We start from the raw sequence: 25,981 nt of genomic DNA on the forward strand, positions 1-25,981 counted from the left end.
GCTTTTATTCATATTCAGGATAATGGTGTTTAACTACTGTATCTACACTTTCAGTTTTCTTAACATGTAAAAAGCGTGCATATAATTCTTTTCCTGTCTCAAATGGTGTGTCATCTAATTCGAAAACATGCAACACTTTTCTAAACGTCCATGTTACTTGCTCACCGTACATATTATCGTACGTATCTTCAGACTGTAGAGCTATCTTTTCACCTAGCTCATGAGCTTCCTCTAAACTGTTCGCCTTAACGAGAATGATACTTTCTTCAAAAAGTGTATCGTGATTCTCTTCATAATGTTCATCAATTTTACTAGGATTAGGTTTACCTGAATGGACAGATTCAAATAATAATTTTACAGCATACACATGAGATCAGTCTCCTTATGCTGAATGTTTTATTTTATAAACAATACTCGCGATAAGTGAAGCGGGTATTGTAAATACGTTGCTTTGATAATGGTAATGTATTTGGGATTCTTTATAAGACATTCGCTACAGTTGGGGGTATTCCTTGTTATATGTCACACAAGTGCAAATTTAACTATTATAGGGCAATGTCATGTATAATAGAAAGAAAAGGCTTGTGAGGGGGGAGAAGAGATGATCGTTCTTTGGATAATTACGCTTTGCATGACTGCTATTTTTGCATATATGACGTTAAAACAAAATGGCTTAAAGCGATTTGTTCCAGGAAGTATTCTTGCAGGAATCGCCCTTATCACGTATGTAATTTCTATTTTTATTGAAAGTGTATCAGTGGACATGAGCACAAGTTTAATGTTCATGGGTATTACACTATTTGCAGGTAGCATTATGGTACTTATGGTTGCAGGTATTATTGCATTTATTCATATGAATTCGGAAACGTTATAGCATATAAAAAAAGGCATGTCCCGAGGGGGCATGCCTTTTTATCCGTTCAATTATGCTCTATCTTTAGAAGAGTTTTGTTGTTTTAGTAAGTCGCGAATTTCGCCAAGAATTTCTTCTTCTTTTGTTGGTTCTGGAAGTTCTTCTTTCTTTTCTTCTTCTTCTCTTTTAGATGTTAGTTTGTTGAAAACTTTAACAAACATAAAGATAGCAGCTGCAATAATTAAGAAATCAAAAATAGTTTGGATGAAGTTACCATACATAATAGATGATTTACCGAATGTAAGTTTTAAATCTGTAAAGTTAACGCCGCCCAGTACCATACCAAGTAATGGTGTGATGATATCTTTAACTAAAGAACTAACGATTTTACCGAATGCAGCACCGATTACAACCCCGACAGCTAAATCGATTACATTCCCTTTGAATGCGAATTTTTTAAACTCGTTCCACATGTGTTAATCCCATCCTTTCCACGATTCAATATGAAATTTATAATTCCTATCAACATATTCTATAGAAATTTGTGATAGAAATAAAGAGGAAATGGGAATGAAAGTAAATTCTGAAAAATGTATCCGTTTTAATTTTTGCTTACAGCTTGCAGTAGAGATTGGAGCATTTGTTGAGATTTTAATCCTTCTAATCCATCTACAATAGGCTGTGTATCACCTTGTACACATTGGATAAAATGATGAACAGCATCTTCAAATCCGCGCTGCTTTAACGTTGTCTCCCATGATGGTGAACCACTTTGTGAAACGGAGTTTTCTTGCTCAATTTCAAATGTGTTCATATTTTTTACGCGAATGATTTTACCTGCCGTTACAAGTTCAATTTGTTCTAAATTTGTACCTGCATGGCGGTGCATCGCCGTAGAAAGTAAAAGTCCATTTGCAGTTGTATATGTATGATGTCCGTAAAGAAGTTCGTTCTTTTCATTGATTTGCATCATATTATGAACGATATTAAGGTCATCGTTAGCTAACCAGCGAGCAGTATCTACAATATGTAAGTAATCATCTAACATAGTAAAGTCATACTTATATGGCCCCACCTTATTTGTGCGGTGCTTTTCAATTCGAATCCATGAAGTATCATTAGCTTGCTCTTTGGCAGTAACGTACATAGGAACGAAACGGCGATTAAATCCCACCATTAACTTTCGATTATACTTTTCACTCATTTCAACTAGCTTCTCTGCTTGCTCAGTAGTAGCAGCTAGCGGCTTATCAACATAAACATCGATTCCTTTTTTCAGAAGTTCAGAAACGATTTCATAATGTGTAGCAGTTGAACTATGAACGAAAGCCGCATCACATTCTGAAGCGAGTGCCTGAAGGTTAGCGAAATCTTGAATACGATATTGCTCGCAAATTTGTTTTCTTTTATTAACATTAGGTGTAAACGCTCCCACAAAAGTCCAATCAGTTTCCTTTGTCAGTGTTGGAAGGTAAGCCTTTTGTGCAATACTACCTAATCCAATCATTCCAATACGAGGTTTGCTCATGTTTTTTTCCCACCCTATTATAAATATATAAGTTGTCTAGCTGTATAGCTATGTGACGAAATAACTGTAGCATAGACTGGGGAGAATGGCAAAAAATAGATTTGAAAATGATACGCTTTTTATAGGAAATGAGCTTTTATTTATTTGTCGCTAACAAAATCTTCTCTATCTCTTCAAAGTTATGAACACGGGCATGCTCTAGCGGGGTAACACCATCGTTGTCGGGAATATTTACATCTGCACCGTGCTCAATAAGAAGCTGAATGACTTGTTGCTGTGTTTCGTTTCCATTACTTAGTACGATGGCTTCCATTAAAGCGGTCCACCCGAGATTATTTACATGGTTAACATCAATAGTTGTTCGCGTAAGGAGTTCTTTAATAACATCAATATAGCCATGTTCTGAGGCGGGGATAAGAGCTGTTCCGCCGTAACGATTTGTAAGCGATGGATCTGCACCGGCATCAATCGTTAGTTTTAAAATATCAAAGTAACCTTCTGCACCGGCGTATAGAAAGGGATTGTTTTTCATATCGTCTTGGATATTTACGTCAGCCCCTGCTTCAATAAGCACTTTTGCAGTTTTTACATCATTTTTGTATGTAGCAATCATAAGAGAAGTACGTCCTTTATTGTCCGTTATATTTATGTCAGCCCCTTTTTTGAGTAATGATATAACAGTATTCGTTTCTTGTTTCTCAGTAGCTGTTAGTAGTGCTGTCTCCATGTTTGTCATCTCCTTTTTAACTTCTTGTTCTTGTGAGCATCCTTGTAAAAAAATTACGCAACATATCATGCTTAATGTTTTTTTGAACATGGAATTTCAACCTCCTTTTGCAAGCAATTCGGTATCCTAATTTAAACTGTAAAATAGGAACATTAAATTTTTATAAACTGGTGCTAAAATTACTATAAAATCGCTTGAGTATTTGAACATATATTTTTATGCTTATGAATAACAAGGTTTGTTAAAGTGAGGATGTAAGATATGTCTATTAAAACAAGATTTTTATTTTCTTATATCGCTGTTATTCTCGTTTCCATCACGCTCATATTAGTCGCGGGATTTTTAATTGTTTTTTCCATAACAGGAGACTTGGAATTAGTGAAAAATTTCTATAAAAGTTCCTATATTCAAAAGCCGCTTACGCCAGAAGAAGAGAATACGTATATTGAATTGAAATTAGCGGCAAAGAAAAATCAATCACAACTATTAGATGAATCGTTCGTTTCATCACTTGAAAAAGAAGGTGTGAAAATAGTTGTAAGAAAGGGAGAAACCATTTCTTATGCTACAAAAATATTTGAAGGTGTATCTTTAAAAGAAGCCATTCCGAAATTTGAATCAGCAAATATTAATAGTCGTGGTACAACGGAACTAGGCGATACATTTTATCGATATGTAAAATTTGATTTTTATTTTCCCGGAGATGAAGAAGGGAGTATATTTGTACTAAAAAGGCAGAGTTCATTTGTCGATCTTACACAAAAATTATTTCCAATTTTGTTCGGAGCGCTTTTACTGTTAGCCATTTTACTCATAGGGTTATTAAGTTATTTCGTCTCAAGAAGTGTGATAAAACCAATTTTTGTATTGAAAGATGCGACTGGGAGAATTAAAGAAGGGGATTTAGATTTTCAAATTCCAGTTACATCCTATGATGAGATTGGGCGATTAAATCAAGGGTTTGAGGAAATGAGGAAGAGATTAAAAGAGTCGATAGAGATGCAAACACAGTATGAAGAAAATCGAAAAGAACTCATTTCAAACATATCTCATGATTTAAAAACACCGATTACATCTATTATTGGATATGTAGAAGGCATAAAAGATGGAGTCGCAAATACGCCAGAAAAAATGGATAAGTATTTAACGACCATTCATACGAAGGCAAAACATATGGATACACTCATTGATGAGCTCTTTTTGTTTTCAAAGCTTGATTTGAATCGAGTTCCCTTTCAGTTTGAAACGATAGAGTTAAACGTGTTTATGCAGGAATTATTAGAAGAGATGCAGATGGATTTAAGTGAGGAAGGTATAGAAGTTTACTTACAATTACAATCATCACCACTATATGTAACGGCTGATTGCGAAAAGATAAATAGAGTTATATCAAATTTGATTCATAATAGTGTGAAATACATGGATAAAGAAGAGAAGAAAATTACTGTAACAGTATTGAGTGATAACAATAAAGTTATTGTGAAAGTGATGGACAATGGGTCAGGTATAGAAGCTGATACGCTGCCGTATATATTTGAGCGGTTTTATCGTGCAGAGCAATCGCGAAATTCTAGCACAGGTGGAAGTGGACTTGGCTTAGCGATAGCGAAGCAAATTGTTGAAGAACATGGCGGGGAAATTTGGGCGGAAAGTAAGCTTGGGGAAGGTACAAGTATTTTCTTCTCATTGAAAAAAGTACAGGAATGTGGTGAGTAGAATGAAGAGAATTTTACTAGTAGAAGATGAAATAAGTATTGCAGAATTACAGCGAGATTATTTAGAAATTAGTGATTTTCAAGTTGATGTAGAGCATTCTGGAGAAACAGGCTTACAAAGGGCTTTACAGGAAGATTATGATTTAATTATTTTAGATATTATGCTTCCGAAAATGAATGGTTTTGAAATTTGTAAACAAATACGTGCTATAAAAGACATTCCGATTTTACTTGTTTCAGCAAAGAAGGAGGATATAGATAAAATTCGCGGACTCGGTTTAGGCGCGGATGATTATATAACGAAGCCGTTTAGTCCAAGTGAATTAGTCGCAAGAGTAAAAGCACATATTTCTCGTTATGAAAGATTATCAGGAAATGTGAGTAAGCAACGCGATACGTTATATATTCATGGAATTTCTATCGATCAGCGAGCGAGAAAAGTTTTTATAAACAATGAAGAAATTGCGTTTACAATGAAAGAATTTGATTTATTAACATTCTTTGTAACGCATCCAAACCAAGTATTAAATAAAGAACAGTTATTTGAACGTATTTGGGGACTAGAATCAGCTGGCGATTTAGCCACTGTCGTTGTTCACATTAGAAAGCTACGTGAAAAAATTGAAAGAGATCCTGCTCACCCGCAATATATTGAAACAGTGTGGGGAGCTGGTTATCGCTTTAACGTGTAATGTACCTGCCAAGTAATTGGTAGGTTTTTTATGTTATTCGAACAAAAAGGGAATAATAGGTGATTTATGTTAAGATATAAAGAGAGATAAAACATAGGAGAGCATGAGAGGGCGTGCTACATTTTGGGAGATACATTAAAAGATAATAAATCAAACAAGGCTTTAAAGATTGGAACCAATATCATACTTATCTTATTAATTATCGGTGCAATACAAATGTTTTATGATGAAGATTCTACGAATGATCATTTCGGTGGGTTATTTATGATGGTCTTTTTTGGAATTAAAATAATTTCTAATTTTATGATGAGTATAAAAGCAGGAGATAAAAAGTCGATATTCATTGATGTAGGCTTAATGATTTTTTTGTTCTTCTTGTTGTTTCTAGTGTGAAATATTTCTTTTGAAAAAAGTTCATATTCTTATAGAGGCTGTGAGCTTTCCTTAGTAATAACGGTACTAGTGTAACGATTTATAAAATGTTTGAGTAGTAGAAGTAAACTGAGCAGCTTCTTCTAAAAAAGGATAATGGTTACTCTCCTCAAATATCACAAAGATAGAATTACGTATACCCTCATGCATCTCGATAGAATATTGGATCGGGCACTGTACATCATGTCTTCCGCATATAATAAGGGTCTTTGTTTGGATGGAAGGTAAATTCTCTCTTAAATCAAATGACGGATATTCATTGGCGAAAGTATTCATCCGGCTAGCGGACATAGTTTTTTTGATTGGTTTACAAAAATAAAATTTGTAGTTTTCGGGTTTATACAATGATAATTTTGTTCTCTTAGTAGATAGTTCTTTCCGTTCTTCACTTGTAAGGTGAGGGCTTTTTAAAGTTTCGATGAGTTGTTGCATATAATGAAACTGAGGATGTGCTGGGTGATAAATGCAAAATAGTGTTTCGGTATAGTTACTTGCTGCGGCTCCAACGATGACTAATGATTGTAAGGAATTTGGATATGTAATCGCATATAAAAGTCCAAGCATACCGCCTGTTGAGTGGCCAGCGAAATGCCATGTTGGGAGTTGTAAAGCTTCTCGTATTGCTTCTAAGTCGTGAACGGTTTCAATCATACTTAATTCTTTTTCTGAATTGGCTTTTGCTGAGTTACCAGCGTTTCGTAAATTAATGAGCAATACACGATGCGTAGCAGTGAAAACATCCGCAAAGTAATCGCCAGTGTCATTAAATTGTGAATAGTGATGTGTAATACAAAGCGGTTCGCCATTTCCTTTTGTAAAGAGTTCGAATGTGCCGCGTTTCGTGTTGATTATTTGTTGTTTCCACATAGTGTCACTACCTTTTCTCATTAGAGTTGGGGTTAGTTCATTAATAAATAAAAAATATATCATCGATTCGACACGGAATATCGATTTAACGACAAAACACAACAATAGTAGCAAACAAACTATAAAAGAAAGGAGGCTGTTCAAAAAGCGAGCCTCCTCTCTGTTTAATATAAAGATTTTGTCATATTATTCCGAATAATTTCAAGAGATTTCGCTACAGTTAATGCATTTTTTTCTTCGATTTCTGGTTTTCTAGGGATAGGTTGATACATGTTGTCTGGATCTTCCCATGTAAGGGGAAGGTCGGTTTCTGCTTGTCCTTTCCAAGCGTCAATCCATTCTGGAGGGAGATAACCTGAGATGTTTTGGATGTTGTTCATTTCGAGCCAAATGAGTGCCCAAGCTCTTGGTACGACGCGCCAGTGATCATAGCCACCACCGCCGACAGCAATCCAGCGCCCGTCGCAATATTCATTAGCGATTTCACGAGCGAGCTTCGGTATTTCACGGTAAATGTTCATCGTTGCGCAAAGGTGTGTAAGTGGATCGTAATAATGTGCATCAGCACCATTTTGCGTTAAAATAATATCCGGTTTAAAGTATGCTGCCACTTCTTTTACAACTGTTCGATATGAATCTAAAAATGATTCGTCTTCTGTAAAAGCGTCGAGTGGAACGTTAAAAGAATAATTATATCCATTTCCTTGTCCACGTTCATTTACTGCGCCAGTTCCAGGAAATAAATAACGCCCAGTTTCGTGTAATGAAATGGTGCATACGTTAGGATCGTCGTAAAAAGACCATTGTACCCCGTCACCGTGATGAGCATCTGTATCAATATATAAAACGCGTAAACCGTATTTCTTCTGAATATATTTCATTGCGATAGAGCTATCGTTATAAATACAAAAGCCAGATGCTTTCCCGCGAAAGCCATGATGTAAGCCGCCGCCTAAATTAAGCGCATGCTTTACTTTTCCGGAAAGAACAGCATCGACAGCTGTTAATGTTCCGCCAACGAGTAATGCACTTGCTTCATGCATATTTGGAAACATTGGTGTATCTTCTGTTCCAAGCCCATATGTCATCGCAATTGATTTTTCTAGCTTTCCTTCTCCAGCAAGTTTTACCGCATTTATGTACTCCTCTGTATGAATGAATGCAATTTCCTCATCTGTAGCCATTCTTGGCGAGATGACTTGAGAAGGGGAGATAAAACCACTCTTTTGTAATAAGTCATACGTAAGTGTGACGCGTAGTTGGTTAAAAGGATGATCTGGGCTAAAAGAATAGCCCCGAAAGTCATCCGAATAAATGAAGGCGCTGCTCATGCTTGCATCCCCATTATGTTTGGCCATAATACGCGGTAGCCCTCTGCTTCGAGTGCATCGATCACTTTTAGAGGATTCATCGTTTGAATGCGGAAAACGAGTACTTTATCATTCTCATCTTTTGCTGGATAGACGAGAACGCTCACAATATTTATTTGTAAATCACTAAAAATAGCAACGACTTTTCCAAGAATACCAGGTTCATTTTTCACTTGAATTTCAATTTGTGAACTTGGTTGATGAGCTCCTGTTAATTTTACTAACGTGTGCAGCACTGTAGATTCAGAAATGATACCTACGAGTTTTCCAGCTTTCGTAACAGGAAGACAGCCTATTTTATTTTCAAAAAATAAAGTCGCAATTTCCTCAACGAAATCGAGAGGGTGACAAGTCATAACAGGGTGTTTCATTATGAGTTCAAGCGGTTGCTTCAGCATATCGAGTGAAACTTGTTCATCTAAAATAGACGGACTTGCATCTCTTACATCTCGATCAGAAATAATGCCTACTACGTGATTATTTTGATCGACAATTGGAATGTGCCGAATACCTTTCGTACGTATCGTTCGGATTGCTGTTTCAATTGTATCGTTTGGATGTAGTGTTACTACATTTTGATTCATAATTTCTTCTACAATCATTCCAGTTGCCCCCTTTATTAATACATAAAACGATTGTGAAAACGTAGACGATCAAATGCTTGAATGGAATCCGTATCGACGCGTTTACCGATGCGAACCATTAAACAGTTAGCCGGGTGTGAACAAATTTCAGGATCGTCTGTAGCCATCCATTGTAAACCACCAGCATTCATCATTTTTTCCATTACTTTTCGGTATTCCCAAACATTTAAGCCTGTTTGTTTTAAATCCCAGTGCCAATAATATTCAGTCGTTAATATAATGTAATCTTCCATATGATCGTCCATCATTGAAACTTCTAATAAATTTTTTCCGACAGAGCAACCACGAAAGGCTGGGACAACTTCAATCGCCCCGAGTTCAATTAAGTTTTCAATCTTTCCTTCTGACCATCGCTCGAGCGGATCAGGATATAAGTATGTAACATATCCAACGATCGTTTGGTCATGTCTAGCAATAATGAGACGAGCTTCTGGTAATTTAGAAATTTCGACAATTGCTTTATATTGCTGCTCGGCAGGACGAAACGCAATTAAGTCTGGATGAAATTCATACATTTCAAGATTATGTGTAGAGACAGGACCTTCAATAATTAAAGTGCCTTTCGCTGTTTTTAAGTTTCTGGCATTATATATTTTTTTATGAATCAATTTATTGCTCACCACCTTGAGGGTTTGTGAATCTATTAATATCGTACTTTATAATATATGCGATGTGAATCGAATTTTGTCATTAAAAATTTGTCTAAAAATCAACAAAAATACTGAAAATTTTAAATAATGTCATTATAATAGATAATAGAATACATAGGAGGGGGATGTAAAGTATGAAAGTGGAAACGCTTCCTGTCATTAAAGGAGAAAATAATTTGCCGAATTATGAAGAGGCATACGCGAATTTTAACTGGGAAGAGGTTAATAAAAATTTTACTTGGAATGAAACAGGACGAGTAAATATGGCGTATGAGGCAATTGATAAGCATGCGAAATCAGATCGAAAGAATAAAGTAGCACTTTATTATCAAGATGGATCGCGAAAAGAGAAATATACGTTTAAGGAAATGAAGGATTTTTCTAATAAAGCAGGAAATGTCCTGAAAAACTATGGCGATGTTGAGAAAGGCGATCGCGTTTTTATTTTTATGCCGCGTTCCCCAGAATTATATTTCGCACTTTTAGGTGCAGTGAAATTAGGGGCAATTGTTGGACCATTATTTGAAGCATTTATGGAAGGCGCAGTTCGCGATCGTTTAGAAGATAGCGAAGCTAAGGTGTTAATTACAACTCCTGAATTGTTAGAGCGCATACCATTAAATGATTTACCTGCTTTAAAAACAGTCTTCCTTGTTGGAGACAATGCAGAAGAAGGCGGTAAAACTGTAGCGTTCAATCCTTTATTTGAACAAGCTTCAAAAGAATTACATATCGAGTGGTTAGGCCGTGAAGACGGTTTAATTCTACATTACACATCTGGTTCTACTGGTAAGCCAAAAGGTGTCCTTCATGCGCAAAACGCAATGGTTCAGCACTATCAAACAGCGAAATGGGTATTAGATTTAAAAGAAGATGATGTATATTGGTGTACAGCTGACCCAGGCTGGGTAACTGGAACAGCTTACGGTATTTTTGCACCGTGGTTAGTGGGAGCGTCAAATGTTATTTTAGGCGGGAGATTTAGTCCAGAGGCATGGTATGAAGCACTGCAAGATTACGGTGTAACAGTTTGGTATAGTGCACCGACAGCGTTCCGTATGTTAATGGGAGCTGGACAAGACGCAATTAAAAAATATGATTTATCACAAGTGCGTCACGTATTAAGTGTTGGTGAGCCATTAAATCCAGAAGTAATTCGCTGGGGTATGAGCGCATTTGGACTTCGTATTCATGATACGTGGTGGATGACAGAAACAGGTGGACAAGTTATTTGTAACTATCCTTGTATGGAAATCCGTCCAGGTTCAATGGGGAAACCAATTCCGGGTGTGAAAGCAGCGATTGTTGATAATGAAGGAAATGAAGTGCCTCCATACACAATGGGGAACTTAGCAATTGGTAAAGGTTGGCCATCTATGATGCGTGCGGTTTGGAATAACCCGCAAAAATATGATTCTTACTTTATGCCGGGAGATTGGTACGTATCAGGTGATTCAGCTTATATGGATGAAGATGGATACTTCTGGTTCCAAGGGCGCATTGATGATGTAATTATGACGTCAGGTGAGCGTGTTGGTCCGTTTGAAGTAGAAAGTAAATTAATCGAGCATGCTGCTGTAGCAGAAGCTGGTGTAATTGGTATTCCTGATCCAGTACGCGGGGAAATCATTAAAGCATTTATCGCGCTTCGCGTGGGATACGAACCATCTGAAGAATTAAAAGAAGAGATTCGTCAATTTGTGAAAAAAGGCTTAGCAGCTCATGCAGCTCCAAGACAAATTGAATTTAGAGATAAATTACCGAAAACGAGAAGTGGTAAAATTATGCGCCGCGTATTAAAAGCGTGGGAATTAAACTTACCAACAGGTGACTTATCGACGATGGAAGATTAGAGAATATTTAAATGTAAGTATTATCGTGATTTGAAATTTTGAAAATAGAAGGTAAGCAAACATATTAGTTATGTTTGCTTACCTTTTTCAATGGGATTAAAGATTTAAAATAAAGAATAATTAACATAGCGGGAGGAGAAATACGTGATTACACTAAAGCCTATGGCCGAAGAGGAGTTTCAGCGTTATTGTGAGTATGCGATTGAAGATTATGCGAAAGAGAAGGTTGCTGCTGGAAATTGGAGTGAAGATGAAGCTGTTAACTTGTCCAAAATAGAATTTGACCGGCTGTTACCAAAAGGTGAAAAAACCGAGTACAATTACTTATACTCTATCTTTCATGATCAAAATCTAGTTGGAATGATTTGGATTGCGCAAAAAGCGCCTACAAGTAATGAGGCAGGTTTTATTTATGACTTTATTATTTTTGAGCAATATCAAGGGTTAGGGTATGGTAAAAAGGCAATGAAAGAACTTGAAGTGATTGCTAAAGAATTAGGAATGAAAAAAATTGGACTTCATGTTTTTGGTCATAACAAAGTTGCTCGTGGATTATATGAAAAGTTAGGCTATGAAATTACAAATATAAATATGATTAAATCTATTTAAGAAAGCTATTTATAAGTATTAAAAGGGGACTTCCTATAAAACAGTTGACTTTCGTTACGTAATTTGACGCCGAAAAGAACCGGATTTTTTATGGAAGAAAGAGTGTGTTTGAACCACACTCTTTCTTTTTGTATGCTATTATAAGAATGAATAACTTATATATATAAGTTAAAGGGGGGCAGTAAAATGAAAACAGAAAAAGAAAAGATGATACAAGGGGAAATGTACATACCGGCTGATCCAGTTTTAGTAAAGGACAGGGAGCAAGCTCGTATATTAACGAGAAAATTAAATGAAACACCAGAAGTAAAGCTAGAAGAACGTAGTGCAATCGTAAAAGAATTATTCGGAACGACTGGAGATAACATTCATCTTGAATCTTCTTTTAGATGTGATTACGGTTATAACATTCACGTTGGTGAAAACTTTTACGCAAACTTTGACTGTACGATTTTAGACGTATGCCCAGTTACAATCGGAGTGAACTGTATGTTAGCTCCAGGTGTTCACATTTATACAGCAACGCATCCGCTTGATCCAGTAGAGCGCATAAGCGGATCAGAGTACGGAAAACCAGTTACAATTGGCGATAACGTATGGATTGGCGGAAGAGCGATTATTAATCCGGGCGTAACAATTGGAGATAATGCTGTCATCGCATCTGGCGCTGTTGTAACGAAAGATGTGCCAGATAATGTAGTAGTTGGCGGGAATCCTGCGAGAATCATAAAAAAATAAAATAATATTTGAACGAAGCGCCTTCCTCGTCTGTATACATTTATGAAAGAATAGATGAGGGAGGATTTTTATATGTCCAATAAATTGATGCTTACTTTTGCTTTAATTGGAATTATAGTTGTGTTTTCTTGTGGTATGTTATTACCTATACCAATTGGATTTAAAATTTCAATGATTACATTTGGGATTATTATGATTGTTATTTTTTCAATCCTTATTCCGTTTGATAAGAAGTATATTGTACGAAAAAATGGAAATAAAATTGATTTTACAAAAACAAAAATATATTTTCGTTGGAATGTATTTGATACAATTTCGGTCTGTCTTGCAGTGTATGCATGTATATGTGTGCTAGCGTTAAATATTTTAGTTTCAACCGGCCATACGATTCAAAACCCATATATTCAATTTTTTACGAATCAGTCACAAGCATGGGTCATTGTCGCAAGTGCATATTTAATTTCCCGTATTTCATTAACGTTAAAAGGAATAAAGGAGATCAAAAAAAATGGCGCAGATTGGGATTGAGGAGGAGCTCATGCTTGCGTACCAAAATGGAGATAAGCAAGCTGGAGAAAAACTATATGTTTTAATCAAACCAGCGCTATATACATTTTTGTATCGATTTAATCGTGATGAACAACTGAGTATAGATCTCGTTCAAGATACGTTTTTGACTCTAGAGCGTAAGAAACATATGTATGAAACCCGAAAAGGAAAAATTAAAACGTATTTATTTCAAATCGGTTACCGTCTTATGATTAATAAATTAAATAGAAGAAAAAAGTGGCGTTCGCTCTTACCGTTTTTAGTACCAATGCAAGAGGTAGAGTTTTCCCACGAAGACCGGCTTACGGTAAGAGAAGCAATTTTGAAAGTTCCTGAAGAACAGCGAGCGGTCCTGATTCTTTCTTATTATCATGATATGCAGCAAAAAGAAATTGCAGAGGTACTGGATATTCCTGTTGGAACAGTGAAGTCGAGACTTCATAACGGGATAAAGAAATTAAAACAATTGCTGGAGGTGGATGAAATTGAACGAAAATCCCTTTAAGAATGAATATAAATTAAAGCAGCATTTAGATAGCGATCATGTAGAAATACCGGATTTTCCAAAAACGGTAAGCCGCTTCGAGCGATTTCTTGGATTTCTTGCTTCTCCAGCGAAAGATCCTGTGGAAGCGACGATTGGGAATGATTTATCGGTTGTGTTTCATGTGTCGTTATTAGTTGGTGTTCCAGTTATTTCTCTTATTACGATATTCCTTGCGACTTTATAAAGGATTGGTAGGGAAAGAACTCATACCTCTATTTGACACGCCTATATAAATGATGGTATAAAGAAAAGTATATGAATAATTGAGCGTGGAAAGGGAGAAGTAGTGATCATTTCCCTGTTTTAGAGAGCTGATGGTCGGTGGAAATCAGCACATAGATGATCGCGAATTACGCCCCTAGAGCATCTTTTTTCGATTGAAGTGTATTCAAAAGGGAAAAGACGGTGCTAAGCCGTTATGTAAATAAGGTGGTAGGCTTTTTTTTCCTGCAACTAGGGTGGTAACGCGATAATCAAAATCGTCCCTTATTTAAGGGGCGATTTTTTTATGTTTTCAACCTTCACGCCAGTAATGAACTTAAAGGAGAGTATGTAGGATATGGGTATTTTACAAGATCTTGAATTTCGCGGTTTAATTAATCAGCAAACAGATGCTGAGGGACTTGAGCAATTATTAGAAAAAGAAAGCGTTAAATTATACTGTGGTTTCGACCCGACAGCGGATAGCTTACACATCGGTCATATGTTACCAGTATTAATGTTACGTCGTTTCCAATTAGCTGGTCACCAACCAATTGCACTTGTTGGCGGTGGTACTGGCATGATCGGTGACCCAAGTGGTAAAAAAGCAGAGCGTACATTAAATACGAAAGATACAGTTGCTTACTACACAGAAAGCATTAAAAACCAACTTTCAAACTTCTTAGAGTTTGGAAACGTGGACAACCCAGCAACAATGGCTAACAACTATGATTGGCTTGGTAACTTAGATGTAATTTCATTCTTACGCGATATCGGTAAAAACTTCGGTTTAAACTATATGTTAGCAAAAGATACAGTAGCATCTCGTTTAGATACTGGTATTTCATTCACTGAGTTTAGTTATATGATTTTACAATCATACGACTTCTTAAACTTATACCAAAACCATAATTGCCGTCTACAAATCGGTGGTAGTGACCAATGGGGTAACATTACAGCTGGTCTTGAATTAATCCGTAAATCAGAAGAAGATGCGAAAGCGTTCGGTTTAACAATTCCACTAGTTACAAAATCTGACGGTACGAAGTTTGGTAAAACAGAAGGCGGCGCAATTTGGTTAGACCCAGAGAAAACAACTCCTTACGAGTTCTACCAATTCTGGATTAACACAGATGACCGTGACGTTGTTAAATACTTAAAATACTTCACATTCTTATCTCATGAAGAAATTCTTGAGCTTGAAAAGCAAGTAACTGAAGCACCAGAAAAACGTGCAGCACAAAAATCATTAGGATCTGAAATGACAAAACTTGTTCATGGCGAAGAAGCGTTAGAGCAAGCAATTAAAATTTCAGCTGCATTATTCAGTGGCTCTGTAGCAGAACTTACTGCAAGCGAAATCGAGCAAGGATTCAAAGACGTACCATCTGTAGAACGTACTGCAGAAGATACAGTATTAATCGACTTACTTGTAGAAAGCAAAATTTCACCATCTAAACGTCAAGCACGTGAAGATGTAACGAACGGTGCAATCTACGTAAACGGTGAGCGTACACAAGCGTTAGACTACGTTGTAACAGAAAACGACCGCATCGAAGGTAAATTTACAATCATTCGCCGCGGTAAGAAGAAATATTTCTTAATTCGTTACTAATCAGAAACGAATTTAAAACAAATAGTACCCCGAATGGTAGGCTGAAAAGTCTATCGTTCGGGGTTTTTATGTATGCATTTAAATTGCCTCATGATTTCTTTTAAATAGAATATGAAGAATTAATACGAGCATGTAAAGTAAGCTAATTAGCATAACGACAAATGCCCCGGGATAAAATTTTGCCGCATATATAAAGAAATCGATTTGATAAATATCGTCATAATGTGAAACGTACCCTTTAAAATAATTCGTAAACTTAGCGCTATATTTCCATTCATCAGGATTATCTATTAAATTACTCCCTTGATACCAACTCATAAGTGCTGAAGTAATAAACAGCATAAATGCACTGCCTAACTGAACCATTTGGTTTATTGTCAAAAAAAACACCCCCATTTTATGGTTATTATAACGTGATAATTTGCCTTAATAAACTATTCTGTAGATAAAATATAGTTAGCAATCCTGTAACCTTTTTGTTGTAATCTCCTTTTCGAGTTCATACGGAAATCACATGTAAGCGATATGATAAACGTATAACAAATAGAAAGGAGTGGTAAAACAAAATGTCACTAGAAGCGCTCATTATTTTTTCTTTGCTAAACGCTGGTCAGCTTGCAGAGCATTCGAAGGTTGATGTACATAAAGAGCAGAAAGATGCTTATGTATATGTTCAAAAAGAGGAAAATAAATAATTTTAATATATAAATAAAAGCTACCAGAGAGAACGTTTTAGTTTCTTTGGTAGCTTTTTCTATTGAGATATAATTTGGAAGTAATGAAAAAAGGAGTAGTCTGAAAATGAAATGATTATATGTTTAAGGAAATAAGTATAACAGCATGTAATGAAGATGGATTATAAAATTTTGCACAATAAACGGAGATAGTATTAAAGAGAATCCAATCGTTGGAATGAATAAAAGAGAAGTAAGGACGATTATCCATAACTCATGAAAAAACTTCCTTGAAGTATCTTACTATACATACGATATTTATATAAATAAAAAAAGCTCAGGACCCTTGATAAACAAGGTTCCTAAGGCTTTTAATAATACTCTTTGCAGAGTACCGAGATTAACGAGAGTAGAACTCTACGATTAATGCTTCGTTGATTTCAGCTGCTAACTCAGAACGCTCAGCGTGACGAGTGTAAGTAGCTTCTAACTTATCAGCATCGAAAGTTAAGTATTCTGGTACGAAGTTGTTAACTTCGATCGCTTCTTTAACAACAACAAGGCTGTTAGATTTTTCGCGAACGCTGATAGTTTGGTTAGGTTTAACGCGGTAAGATGGGATATCTACGCGAGCGCCATCAACCGTGATGTGACCGTGGTTTACTAGTTGGCGAGCTGCACGACGAGTGCGAGCTAAGCCCATGCGGTAAACTAGGTTGTCAAGACGAGCTTCAAGAAGGATCATGAAGTTTTCGCCGTGCTTACCAGGCATTTTACCTGCTTGGTCAAATGTGCGACGGAATTGACGTTCAGTCATGCCGTACATGTGACGAAGTTTTTGTTTCTCTTGTAATTGTAAACCGTATTCTGAAAGTTTCTTACGTTGGTTAGGACCGTGAGGACCTGGTGCGTAAGGGCGTTTTTCTAATTCTTTTCCTGTGCCGCTTAGAGAGATTCCAAGACGACGAGACAGTTTCCATGCTGGACCTGTATAACGAGCCATAGTTGACTCCTCCTTTAAAAATGTTTTTATTTTCGTAAAATAAAAACAGACGTAATCGATATTTACGGGTATTTTGTTTTCATGTACCTTCGCTCCAGCAGCAGGGAGTTACGAGATACACCTCCGCAGAGGAACAAAATACAAACGATAAACTCACATTACAAGGCTGCCTTTTTATTTTACACAAACGCTATTATATCTTTTACTTACAGTTTCGTCAAGAGACTCCCTTTTTGTTTTATGCAGATAAATTTTGGAAATTAACAAGAAGGAATTTAAAACAATATAAAAGAAAAGATAGAAACACAAATAAAACACTTACATAAAATGTAGTAAAAACGTTCATCAGTTTTTTACTGGTGGATATGTGGCAATAAAGACATAAGGGGGATGTTTTTATGAAAAAGAAGCATATGGAGACAGCGTTAATTCATCACGGTTATACATCAGAGGAACATAAAGGAAGTTTAACACCACCTTTATTTCAAACGTCTACATTCACATTTGAGACTGCGCAACAAGGAGAAGCGAGTTTTGCGGGAGAAGATCCATCTTATATTTATTCAAGGCTTGGGAATCCAACTGTGAAATTATTTGAAGAACGTATGGCTGTTTTAGAAGATGGAGAGGAGGCGCTGGCGTTCGGTTCAGGTATGGCAGCCATTTCAGCAACTTTAATCGGTTTTCTAAAGGCTGGAGATCATATTATTTGTTCAAATGGATTATATGGATGTACTTACGGTTTTTTAGAAGTATTAGAAGAGAAATTTATGATTACTCATTCGTTTTGTGATATGGAGACAGAGACTGATATTGAAAATAAAATTCGTCCAAATACAAAGCTCATTTTCGTTGAAACACCGATTAATCCAACGATGAAATTAATTGATTTAGAAAAGGTGATCGGGGTAGCGAAGCGCAATGATTTGCTTGTTATTGTTGATAATACGTTTTGTTCACCTTATTTACAAAGACCTCTTGAACTTGGTTGTGACGCCGTCGTCCATAGTGCGACAAAATATATTGGTGGTCACGGGGATGTTGTAGCGGGTGTAACAATTTGTAGAACGAAAACGTTAGCTGACAAAATCCGTCCGATGCGAAAAGATATCGGCGGTATTATGGCGCCGTTTGACGCGTGGTTATTGTTACGCGGATTAAAAACATTAGCAGTAAGAATGGATCGTCATTGTGATAATGCGGAAAAAATTGTATCGTTTTTGAAAAATCATGAAGCAGTAGAAGGTGTTTGGTATCCGGAGGGAGAATTAGCATCTCGGCAAATGAAACGAGGTGGGGGCGTTATTTCTTTTTCAATTAAAGGCGTGAAAGAGGAAACACAGTCGTTTATCAATGACCTCCATTTTATTACAATTGCCGTAAGTTTAGGTGATACAGAAACGTTAATTCAGCATCCAGCGACGATGACACATGCAGCTATTCCGGCTGAACTAAGAAAAGAAATGGGTATTTTTGATAATTTAATACGCCTATCTGTCGGCTTAGAATCATGGGAAGATATCGTTTCTGATTTAGAACAGGCACTAAAGAAGATATCTACTGTTAGTAATCAATAAAGTGAAACTTTAATCAGTGGGGGTTTTGTCCATCCCCCGCTGATTATTAGCCCTCACCAATCGGGCTTTTACGGGCAGTTATCTCCCACCTAACTTCCTTGTATTCACCGAATTTACTGCTCGTTAATGCGGGATAAAAAAGAGTGAGCTATCGGTTTCGTACGTTACGTACGTAATCGATAGCTCACTCTTTTCTTTATTAAATATGTTTTAGGAGTGTTTCCACAAACTTTTCTAAATAGTGCTGATCTACTTCATCGAAACGATTTTTTTCAGGACTATCAATATCAAGCACACCAATGATATTTCCTTCTTTTATAATCGGTACAACGATTTCAGAATTAGAGGCACTATCGCAAGCGATATGTCCTGGGAATTGGTGAACATCTGCTACAAGTTGCGTTGTTTTTGTTTCAGCTGCAACGCCGCAAACACCACGTCCGAACGGAATACGCACGCAAGCTGGCATCCCTTGGAATGGTCCAAGAACAAGCTGATTTCCTTCTGTTACATAAAAGCCAACCCAATTAACGCGATCTAAAAATTGATTTAATAGTGCGGACGCATTTGATAAGTTTGCGACTACGTTCGGTTCGCCAGTTAATAATGCATCCAGTTGTTTAATTACTGTCTCATATTGCTCTTCACGAGATCCTGCATAACTTTCTTTTGTAAACATGGAAACAACTCCCTTTTTAGCGAGATATGTAAAACGATAGCAAAATACGATGTATTTCACATGACTTTGTCGATAGAAAATTAAAGGAATTTGTCTTAAAAGTCAAGAAATTTAAACTATAGCTGTTCATTGAGAGGAAGTGAGCGCATGAAACAGACGAAACAAAAAGTAATTGATGCGGCAATATCGTTGTTTAACACGAAAGGTTATGATGGAACGTCGGTGCGAGAAATTGCAAAGCGAGCGGATGTGAATGTAGCGAATATTTCATATTATTTTGCTGGAAAGCAAGGGTTATTAGAACAGCTTATTACTGATTTTTTAGAAGGATATATTCACGTAATTGAAACGTCATTTGAACAGAGAGAATATTTATCGGCTAAAGATGTGATGGTGCAAATGGTGCGCGGGATTTTACGATATCAATTTGATAATAGAGAACTGACACGTTTTTTTTATAGAGAGCTTTCGCTTGATACGACATTAATTCGTGAAGTGATGACCGTTTATTTTTCTAGAGAAAGATATTATATAGAGCAAATCATTAAACAAGGACAAATGAAGCGAGAATTTAAAAAGGTATCTTTTACAATGTTTATGACGCAATTAAAAGGCATGATGAATATGCCGTTTTTATATCCACAATATATATCAGAGGTGCTACACTCATTTCCGTCTGAGACGTTTTTCTTAGAAATGTATACGAAGGAAATTGAGCAATGGATGGAACGAACATTATATAAAGCGAGTATGTATTATGAACTACCAAGAGCTGTTCATATGTGAAAAATCCCCACCTAACGAACTGAGGTGGGGATTTTTATATGTTGTTTTCTTTGCCATAAATTGTTGCATACTAGCGCAATAATTGTTAATGAGGCAACGGCAATTTCTATGTTATCGACAGTATAACTTTGAAACATAGAACCGATAAGTGCAAATACAGGAACTAAATTCATAAATAATATGCCGTTAATAGATGAAATATATCGATTTCCCGTGTTCCAGCAAAATACAGTGATACCCCCCGCAACAATCGACATATAAAGGAGTTCAAAACGAACGCTCATAACGGTATGTAGTGACGGTACAGAAATTATATTTGTACCGAGTTTAGCGGCTCATTACATATCAAAGTGTAAAGACTTATTAGAGGATACATATGAAATAGAATGGAAAATTGAGCATATGAAAGTATTAATAGAGTTATTTAAAGAGTGAAAAGTTGAAGCGATGTTCATCGATTCAGTGGTAGAAGGCGCTACATATATATAAGAAATGCGGGAAGAAAAAATCGTTTGTGCTGTTTCAAATGATCATCCGTATAGAGTGAAAAAGGTAATCCGAATGGAAGAGTTGCAAAATGAACAGCTAATTGTATACCCAGAAATATGTGATGTAAGGAAAATGATTATGAATGTGTTTCAATGTATGGGCGCGAAACCAATAATTGCGGTTGAAACATCTTATGCAGAACCGATGATTGCGATGGTAGGAGCTGGACTTGGTATAACATTGCTTCCGGAAACCGCTTTACAGTAAGCCGTAATGCAAGGTAACGTACGTGCGATTTCTGTAGAACCACCACTAATGCGAAAGATTTATTTCGTCTCTCATATGAAAGAGAGCTCGTTATCCTGCATTAACTGCCCGTAAAAGTCTTACCTTTATTGCATTCATTTGAGGACGGATAATGGAATAAGTGGAATATTAAGAAATATTACAATCACATGTAAAGAAACATGAAATTTTAAAAAAAACTAGGTCAAAAACACGTCATTACATGGTATGATTAGAACATTGTTAGTTGTTAAATATAGGGGAATTCCCTTTTTATACATAATGCCTTCCATTTCATAAACGGAACGGACAAAAAAAGAGATATAACTAGGAGGCTTTTTTGCATGGATTCTATCCTGACGATCGTTATCATTGTAGTAAGCTCTATTCTAGTGCTGCTCATGATAGAGCTTGTGATAAGAAATCGTTCATATAAAGATATTGAAGCACTGGAGCAGTGGAAACAAGAGATAAAAGATAAACCTGTGGCAGATGAACTAAAGCGGGTAAAAGATTTAAATATGACAGGTCAAACGGAAGAGCTGTTTGGTAAATGGCGTGAAGAGTGGGATGAAATTGTATCAACAACTCTTCCGAAAGCTGAAAAAGATTTAGGGCAAGCGCGAAAATTCGCCTCGCAATTCTCCTTCCGCAAAGCAAAGCATGCGATGAAAGAATCCATAAGTGGTTTAGATGACGCTGATAATCGTATTACAGACATTTTAAATGAATTACAGCAACTGTTAGAAAGCCATGAGAAAAATAGCGCGGAAATTGAAGGGTTACGTGATACATATCGTAGTATGAAAAAGAGCGTTCTTGCTCATCGACACATGTATGGAGCAGCTGAGCAAAAAATTGAAGAGATGTTAGATGTTGAATCCGAGAAGTTCAAAACTTTTGAAGAGGCAACAGATAATGGTGATTATTTAAAAGCGAGAGAAATTGTTATTAGTTTAGAAGAAGGTTTAGCAAGTTTAGAAATCGTTATTCATCAAATTCCGGATTTATTGGTAGAGTGTCAAGCGACATTACCAGTTCAGCTGGAAGATTTATTACAAGGTCATGATGATATGATAAGACAAGGCTATGTATTAGAGTATTTGGAAATCCCTAAAGAAGTCCGCGATATGACGACACAACTACACACATGTTTAATGGATATACAGGAACTTCATATAACAGAAGCAGCAGAAAAAGTAGAGAACTTAAAAACTCGTTTAGACAGTTTTTATGATCAACTTGAACAAGAAGTGCATGCGAAACATTATGTGGAGCAAAAAACACTGTCTGTTTATGAAGATTTAGAAGAAATTCGTACAGAAACAATTGAAACGAAAATAGAAACACAACTTGTGAAACAAAGTTATCAATTACAAGACAAAGATATTGAGTCACAAAAAGTAATTGAAAAGCAAATGCATATTTTAATGAAACGTTTTGAAGTGTTACAAATACGCGTTGCTGAACAAGATATTGCATTCTCTATTATTCGTGAGGAACTAGAAGAGGTTTATGAGCAATGTGAAACTTTAAAAGTACTTCATGCAGAATATAAAGAAATGCTGCAAACGATGCGCAAAGAAGAATTTGAAGCACGTGAGAAGTTACAAGAAATGCGAAATACAATTTTTGAGACGAAACGTTTTATGCAAAAGTCGAATTTACCAGGTCTTCCAGAGAGTATTATGGAAGATTTACAAAAAGGGCAAATGGCGATGCAGGCTGTATATGAGCAATTAGAAGTAAAGCCGTTAAATATGAATACTGTAAATAGCAGTTTAGAAGAAGCATACACAGTTGTGAATGGTGTATCTGAAATGACAGAAGAATTAATTGGACAAGCTTATTTAGTTGAAAAACTAATTCAATACGGTAACCGATACCGCAGTCATGATGAGAATCTTGCAGAAAGCTTAAATTATGCGGAGAAATTATTCCGTGAATATCAATACGATGCAGCTTTAGAACAAGCGGCTTCTATATTAGAGCAACTTGAACCTGGTGTTGTTCAAAAAATAGCTGAATATGTAGACAATGAGCAAACCCTTTAATAAAGGGTTTGTTTTTTTGTGTAATTTTGAAGTCGATGTTGCTATAATGAATAGCGGAATACAGTAAGGTTGTTCGTTTCAAAATAAAGTGAAACTTTAATCAGTGGGAGGGGGCCATCCCCCCCACTGATTATTAGTTGAACCAATCGGGCATTTACGGGCAGTGGATTTCCCACCTAACTTCTTTGCTCCAGCTGAATTTTGAGGTGGGAGTCTTACTGCCCGTTAATGCGGGATAAAGTGAAACCATAAGTGATGGGGTTTCATCCACCACTGATTATTAATCTTCACCACTCAGTATGCCTGCAAATGGCCGGGGGAAATGTACACTTTTATATAAAAACGGAACCTTTGAGTAGTCTTAGCGTAATTACACGTATTTGTGATATGATTATATGATGTGATAGCGCTGAAAGGGGAAGAACGATGATCTATTTTGATAATAGTGCGACGACGAAGCCATATCCAGAAGCGCTTCAATCGTACGTAACGGTTGCAGGGAAATATTTTGGTAATCCTTCTTCTATCCACTCGCTTGGAGGAGAGGCAGAGCGTCTATTAACACAATCGAGAACGATTGCGGCACAGCTCCTTCACGTTAAACCTTCTGAAATTATTTTCACATCAGGTGGAACGGAAGGGAATAACCTTGCGATTAAAGGGATAGCGATGAGGAATCGTTCGCGCGGCAAACATATCATTACAACAAATATTGAACACGCGTCTGTGTTTGAAGCATATAAACAATTAGAAGATCTCGGTTTTGATGTAACGTATTTACCGGTTAACGAGCACGGTGTTGTATCGGTAGAAGATCTAAAACGAGCACTTCGTGAAGATACGATTCTTGTGTCAATTATTCACGTGAACAACGAGACTGGAGCGATTCAGCCCGTTGCTGAAATTGGAACATTATTAACGAACTATCCGAAAATAAGATTCCACGTGGACCATGTACAAGGGATAGGAAAAGTACCACTTGATTTATACGCTTCTCATATTGACCTTTGTTCAATATCTGGACATAAATTTCATAGCGTAAAGGGGACAGGTCTTCTTTACGTACGTGATGGTGTAAGATTAGATCCAATCTTATCAGGTGGTCAACAAGAGCTCAAGTATCGTTCAGGTACAGAAAATTTACCTGGTATTGTAGCGATGGTGAAAGCACTTCGTATGACGATGGAACAAGTGAAAGAAAAGATAGTTCATTTGCAAAATTTACAAACAGAGCTGGTCCGTTTCTTTAAAGAGATGGAAACTGTAACGATTAATACATCACTTGAATATGCGGCACCGCACATTTTAAATGTATCATTTGTCGGTTTAAAACCAGAAGTAGTCGTTCATGCTTTAGAAGAGCATGGTGTATATGTATCGACGAAGTCTGCTTGTTCTTCAAAAGCAAATGAAGTGAGCAGAGTACTAGTGGCAATGGGAGTACCGCACGCCGCAGCTACAAGTGCGATTCGCATTAGTCTAGCACCAGACAACACGATGGAAGAAGTAAAACAATTTGAAGGTATTGTTAAAGAGACGATGCCAAAATTATATGAAGTGATGAGGTAAAGAAATATGATGACATATGAATATATTTTAGTTCGTTATGGAGAAATGACGACAAAAGGAAAGAACCGTTCTAAGTTTGTAAGTACGTTAAAAGATAATGTGAAATTCAAATTAAAAAAATTCCCAAACATTAAAATTGATGCAACACATGATCGTATGTACATTCAGTTAAATGGTGAAGACCATGAAGCAATTTCTGAAAGATTGAAAGATGTATTTGGTATTCATAAGTTTAACTTAGCAATGAAAGTACCATCAGAATTAGAAGATATTAAAAAAGGTGCATTAGCAGCTTTCTTACAAGTAAAAGGTGATGTGAAAACATTTAAAATTACAGTGCACCGCTCTGATAAGCGCTTCCCAATGAAGACGATGGAGTTACTTCCAGAAATCGGTGGGCACATTTTAGGAAATACAGAGGATATCACAGTAGATGTTCATAATCCAGATGTGAATGTACGTATAGAAATTCGCAGTGGTTACAGCTATATTATGTGTGGTGAGCACATGGGAGCTGGCGGTTTACCAGTTGGTGTTGGCGGAAAAGTAATGGTACTTCTTTCTGGTGGTATCGATAGCCCGGTAGCAACTTACTTAACGATGAAACGCGGCGTATCTGTGGAAGCAGTTCACTTCCATAGTCCACCTTTCACAAGCGAGCGCGCGAAACAAAAAGTAATCGATTTAGCACAAGAGTTAACGAAATACTGTAAACGTGTAACACTTCACCTTGTTCCATTTACTGAAGTGCAAAAAACGATTAATAAAGAAATTCCATCTAGCTATTCTATGACAGTTATGCGTCGTATGATGATGCGTATTACAGAGCGTATTGCAGAGGAGCGTAATGCACTTGCAATTACGACTGGTGAAAGTCTTGGACAAGTAGCGAGCCAAACGTTAGATAGTATGCATACGATTAACGAAGTGACAAACTATCCTGTTATTCGTCCGCTTATTACGATGGATAAATTAGAAATTATTAAAATTGCAAAAGAAATTGGAACGTATGATATTTCAATTCGTCCATATGAAGACTGCTGTACAGTATTTACACCAGCAAGTCCATCGACGAAACCGAAGCGTGAGAAAGCAAATCGTTTTGAAGCGAAGTACGATTTCGCGCCGTTAATTGAAGAGGCTGTAGAGAACAAAGAAACAATGGTATTACAAACAGTAGAAGTAGTGGCTGAAGAAGAAAAATTCGAAGAACTTTTCTAAACCCATAAATTACCACATTCAAATGTGCATGAAGTCATGTTGTTTATCACACTC

General features: G+C 36.5%; 28 protein-coding genes, 3 pseudogenes and 1 other annotated feature. Of the genes and pseudogenes, 18 read left to right on the forward strand and 13 right to left on the reverse strand.

Annotated features, from left to right (window positions below; all coding sequences use genetic code 11):
* Positions 1-4: 4 nt before the first annotated feature.
* Complete coding sequence (locus tag BG05_RS08635; RefSeq protein ID WP_002184820.1) at positions 5-367, reverse strand: DUF4288 domain-containing protein; 363 nt, start codon at positions 365-367, stop codon at positions 5-7.
* A gap of 15 nt (positions 368-382) precedes the next feature.
* Positions 383-490, reverse strand: a pseudogene (locus tag BG05_RS29380) (DUF3949 domain-containing protein); the annotation flags it as partial.
* 111 nt (positions 491-601) lie between these two features.
* On the opposite strand from BG05_RS29380, the gene BG05_RS08640 reads away from it, so the two are divergent.
* A complete protein-coding gene (locus BG05_RS08640; RefSeq protein ID WP_002129437.1) occupies positions 602-874 on the forward strand; it encodes a DUF3917 domain-containing protein in 273 nt (90 codons plus the stop codon).
* A gap of 50 nt (positions 875-924) precedes the next feature.
* Here BG05_RS08640 and mscL read toward each other — a convergent pair whose 3' ends face one another.
* The 3 genes from mscL to BG05_RS08655 form a co-directional block, all read right to left on the reverse strand.
* The gene (gene mscL, locus BG05_RS08645) at positions 925-1,326 is read right to left on the reverse strand and encodes a large-conductance mechanosensitive channel protein MscL (protein ID WP_002015591.1); all 402 of its coding nucleotides are present in this window, start codon (positions 1,324-1,326) and stop codon (positions 925-927) included.
* A gap of 128 nt (positions 1,327-1,454) precedes the next feature.
* Positions 1,455-2,381, reverse strand: a complete 927-nt coding sequence (locus tag BG05_RS08650; protein WP_003191852.1) for a Gfo/Idh/MocA family protein — start codon at positions 2,379-2,381, stop codon at positions 1,455-1,457.
* Between the two features lie 136 nt (positions 2,382-2,517).
* On the reverse strand, positions 2,518-3,198 hold the full coding sequence (locus BG05_RS08655; RefSeq protein ID WP_002167563.1) for an ankyrin repeat domain-containing protein: 681 nt from the start codon (positions 3,196-3,198) through the stop codon (positions 2,518-2,520).
* 171 nt (positions 3,199-3,369) lie between these two features.
* Here BG05_RS08655 and BG05_RS08660 point away from each other — a divergent pair, with 171 nt between their 5' ends.
* The 3 genes from BG05_RS08660 (at position 3,370) to BG05_RS08670 (ending at position 5,908) form a co-directional block, all read left to right on the forward strand.
* On the forward strand, positions 3,370-4,824 hold the full coding sequence (locus BG05_RS08660) for a sensor histidine kinase (RefSeq protein ID WP_003191848.1): 1,455 nt from the start codon (positions 3,370-3,372) through the stop codon (positions 4,822-4,824).
* A gap of 1 nt (position 4,825) precedes the next feature.
* Positions 4,826-5,515: a response regulator transcription factor gene (locus BG05_RS08665; RefSeq protein WP_003191846.1), complete on the forward strand. Its 690-nt coding sequence runs from the start codon at positions 4,826-4,828 to the stop codon at positions 5,513-5,515.
* A gap of 123 nt (positions 5,516-5,638) precedes the next feature.
* Positions 5,639-5,908: a hypothetical protein gene (locus tag BG05_RS08670; protein ID WP_002129432.1), complete on the forward strand. Its 270-nt coding sequence runs from the start codon at positions 5,639-5,641 to the stop codon at positions 5,906-5,908.
* A 66-nt stretch (positions 5,909-5,974) separates the two neighbouring features.
* Here the strand turns inward: BG05_RS08670 and BG05_RS08675 are convergent, their stop codons facing one another.
* The 4 genes from BG05_RS08675 to acuA form a co-directional block, all read right to left on the reverse strand.
* Positions 5,975-6,835 carry an alpha/beta fold hydrolase gene (locus tag BG05_RS08675; RefSeq protein WP_373926371.1) on the reverse strand — a complete coding sequence of 287 codons (861 nt, stop codon included), beginning with the start codon at positions 6,833-6,835 and terminating at the stop codon, positions 5,975-5,977.
* A gap of 143 nt (positions 6,836-6,978) precedes the next feature.
* Complete coding sequence (gene acuC / locus BG05_RS08680) at positions 6,979-8,145, reverse strand: acetoin utilization protein AcuC (protein ID WP_002167566.1); 1,167 nt, start codon at positions 8,143-8,145, stop codon at positions 6,979-6,981.
* The gene (locus BG05_RS08685) at positions 8,142-8,786 is read right to left on the reverse strand and encodes an acetoin utilization AcuB family protein (RefSeq protein WP_002123078.1); all 645 of its coding nucleotides are present in this window, start codon (positions 8,784-8,786) and stop codon (positions 8,142-8,144) included. The genes acuC and BG05_RS08685 overlap by 4 nt, the downstream gene beginning before the upstream one ends.
* Before the next feature lie 17 nt (positions 8,787-8,803).
* Complete coding sequence (gene acuA, locus BG05_RS08690) at positions 8,804-9,436, reverse strand: acetoin utilization protein acetyltransferase AcuA (RefSeq protein WP_002112293.1); 633 nt, start codon at positions 9,434-9,436, stop codon at positions 8,804-8,806.
* A 176-nt stretch (positions 9,437-9,612) separates the two neighbouring features.
* Here acuA and acsA point away from each other — a divergent pair, with 176 nt between their 5' ends.
* The 7 genes from acsA to tyrS all read left to right on the forward strand — a co-directional run bounded on the left by acsA (position 9,613) and on the right by tyrS (position 15,590).
* Entirely contained in the window at positions 9,613-11,331 is a 1,719-nt protein-coding gene (gene acsA, locus BG05_RS08695) for an acetate--CoA ligase (RefSeq protein ID WP_003191836.1), read from the forward strand.
* A 144-nt stretch (positions 11,332-11,475) separates the two neighbouring features.
* Positions 11,476-11,940: a GNAT family N-acetyltransferase gene (locus BG05_RS08700; RefSeq protein WP_002129425.1), complete on the forward strand. Its 465-nt coding sequence runs from the start codon at positions 11,476-11,478 to the stop codon at positions 11,938-11,940.
* A gap of 186 nt (positions 11,941-12,126) precedes the next feature.
* Positions 12,127-12,678 (forward strand): maltose acetyltransferase domain-containing protein, encoded by a 552-nt coding sequence (locus BG05_RS08705; protein WP_003191833.1) that lies wholly within the window; start codon positions 12,127-12,129, stop codon positions 12,676-12,678.
* A 72-nt stretch (positions 12,679-12,750) separates the two neighbouring features.
* Positions 12,751-13,206, forward strand: coding sequence for a hypothetical protein (locus tag BG05_RS08710; protein WP_002129423.1), 456 nt, complete (start codon positions 12,751-12,753; stop codon positions 13,204-13,206).
* Positions 13,187-13,732: an RNA polymerase sigma factor gene (locus BG05_RS08715; RefSeq protein WP_002129421.1), complete on the forward strand. Its 546-nt coding sequence runs from the start codon at positions 13,187-13,189 to the stop codon at positions 13,730-13,732. Before BG05_RS08710 ends, BG05_RS08715 begins: the two co-directional genes overlap by 20 nt.
* Entirely contained in the window at positions 13,713-13,958 is a 246-nt protein-coding gene (locus tag BG05_RS08720) for a hypothetical protein (protein ID WP_002129419.1), read from the forward strand. Before BG05_RS08715 ends, BG05_RS08720 begins: the two co-directional genes overlap by 20 nt.
* 77 nt (positions 13,959-14,035) lie before the next feature.
* Positions 14,036-14,264: a binding site (T-box leader), on the forward strand.
* Between the two features lie 69 nt (positions 14,265-14,333).
* Positions 14,334-15,590, forward strand: a complete 1,257-nt coding sequence (tyrS, locus tag BG05_RS08725; RefSeq protein ID WP_003191829.1) for a tyrosine--tRNA ligase — start codon at positions 14,334-14,336, stop codon at positions 15,588-15,590.
* Between the two features lie 78 nt (positions 15,591-15,668).
* On the opposite strand, the gene BG05_RS08730 is transcribed toward tyrS, so the two are convergent.
* A complete protein-coding gene (locus BG05_RS08730; RefSeq protein ID WP_002167568.1) occupies positions 15,669-15,971 on the reverse strand; it encodes a YjdJ family protein in 303 nt (100 codons plus the stop codon).
* Between the two features lie 185 nt (positions 15,972-16,156).
* On the opposite strand from BG05_RS08730, the gene BG05_RS08735 reads away from it, so the two are divergent.
* Complete coding sequence (locus BG05_RS08735; protein ID WP_000050938.1) at positions 16,157-16,285, forward strand: hypothetical protein; 129 nt, start codon at positions 16,157-16,159, stop codon at positions 16,283-16,285.
* A gap of 379 nt (positions 16,286-16,664) precedes the next feature.
* Here the strand turns inward: BG05_RS08735 and rpsD are convergent, their stop codons facing one another.
* Positions 16,665-17,267 (reverse strand): 30S ribosomal protein S4, encoded by a 603-nt coding sequence (rpsD, locus tag BG05_RS08740; RefSeq protein ID WP_002015568.1) that lies wholly within the window; start codon positions 17,265-17,267, stop codon positions 16,665-16,667.
* A 398-nt stretch (positions 17,268-17,665) separates the two neighbouring features.
* Here rpsD and megL point away from each other — a divergent pair, with 398 nt between their 5' ends.
* A complete protein-coding gene (gene megL, locus BG05_RS08745; RefSeq protein WP_003191824.1) occupies positions 17,666-18,844 on the forward strand; it encodes a methionine gamma-lyase in 1,179 nt (392 codons plus the stop codon).
* 199 nt (positions 18,845-19,043) lie between these two features.
* Here megL and BG05_RS08750 read toward each other — a convergent pair whose 3' ends face one another.
* Complete coding sequence (locus BG05_RS08750; RefSeq protein ID WP_002129416.1) at positions 19,044-19,523, reverse strand: GAF domain-containing protein; 480 nt, start codon at positions 19,521-19,523, stop codon at positions 19,044-19,046.
* Between the two features lie 147 nt (positions 19,524-19,670).
* Between BG05_RS08750 and refZ the strand changes: the two genes are divergently transcribed.
* On the forward strand, positions 19,671-20,309 hold the full coding sequence (refZ, locus tag BG05_RS08755) for a forespore capture DNA-binding protein RefZ (protein WP_033734286.1): 639 nt from the start codon (positions 19,671-19,673) through the stop codon (positions 20,307-20,309).
* A gap of 11 nt (positions 20,310-20,320) precedes the next feature.
* Here refZ and BG05_RS29385 read toward each other — a convergent pair.
* Positions 20,321-20,629 (reverse strand): annotated as a pseudogene (locus tag BG05_RS29385) (EamA family transporter); the annotation flags it as partial.
* Between BG05_RS29385 and BG05_RS31490 the strand changes: the two are divergent.
* From BG05_RS31490 to thiI, 4 genes and pseudogenes are all read left to right on the forward strand, one after another.
* Positions 20,628-21,179, forward strand: a pseudogene (locus tag BG05_RS31490) (LysR family transcriptional regulator substrate-binding protein); the annotation flags it as partial. The pseudogenes BG05_RS29385 and BG05_RS31490 overlap by 2 nt on opposite strands.
* 248 nt (positions 21,180-21,427) lie before the next feature.
* Entirely contained in the window at positions 21,428-23,137 is a 1,710-nt protein-coding gene (gene ezrA / locus BG05_RS08765) for a septation ring formation regulator EzrA (protein WP_002129414.1), read from the forward strand.
* A 426-nt stretch (positions 23,138-23,563) separates the two neighbouring features.
* On the forward strand, positions 23,564-24,706 hold the full coding sequence (locus BG05_RS08770) for a cysteine desulfurase family protein (protein WP_002167571.1): 1,143 nt from the start codon (positions 23,564-23,566) through the stop codon (positions 24,704-24,706).
* 6 nt (positions 24,707-24,712) lie between these two features.
* On the forward strand, positions 24,713-25,927 hold the full coding sequence (gene thiI, locus BG05_RS08775) for a tRNA uracil 4-sulfurtransferase ThiI (protein ID WP_003191812.1): 1,215 nt from the start codon (positions 24,713-24,715) through the stop codon (positions 25,925-25,927).
* Positions 25,928-25,981: the final 54 nt, after the last annotated feature.

Source organism: Bacillus mycoides, from assembly GCF_000832605.1.
Classification (GTDB): Bacteria; Bacillota; Bacilli; order Bacillales; family Bacillaceae_G; genus Bacillus_A; species Bacillus_A mycoides.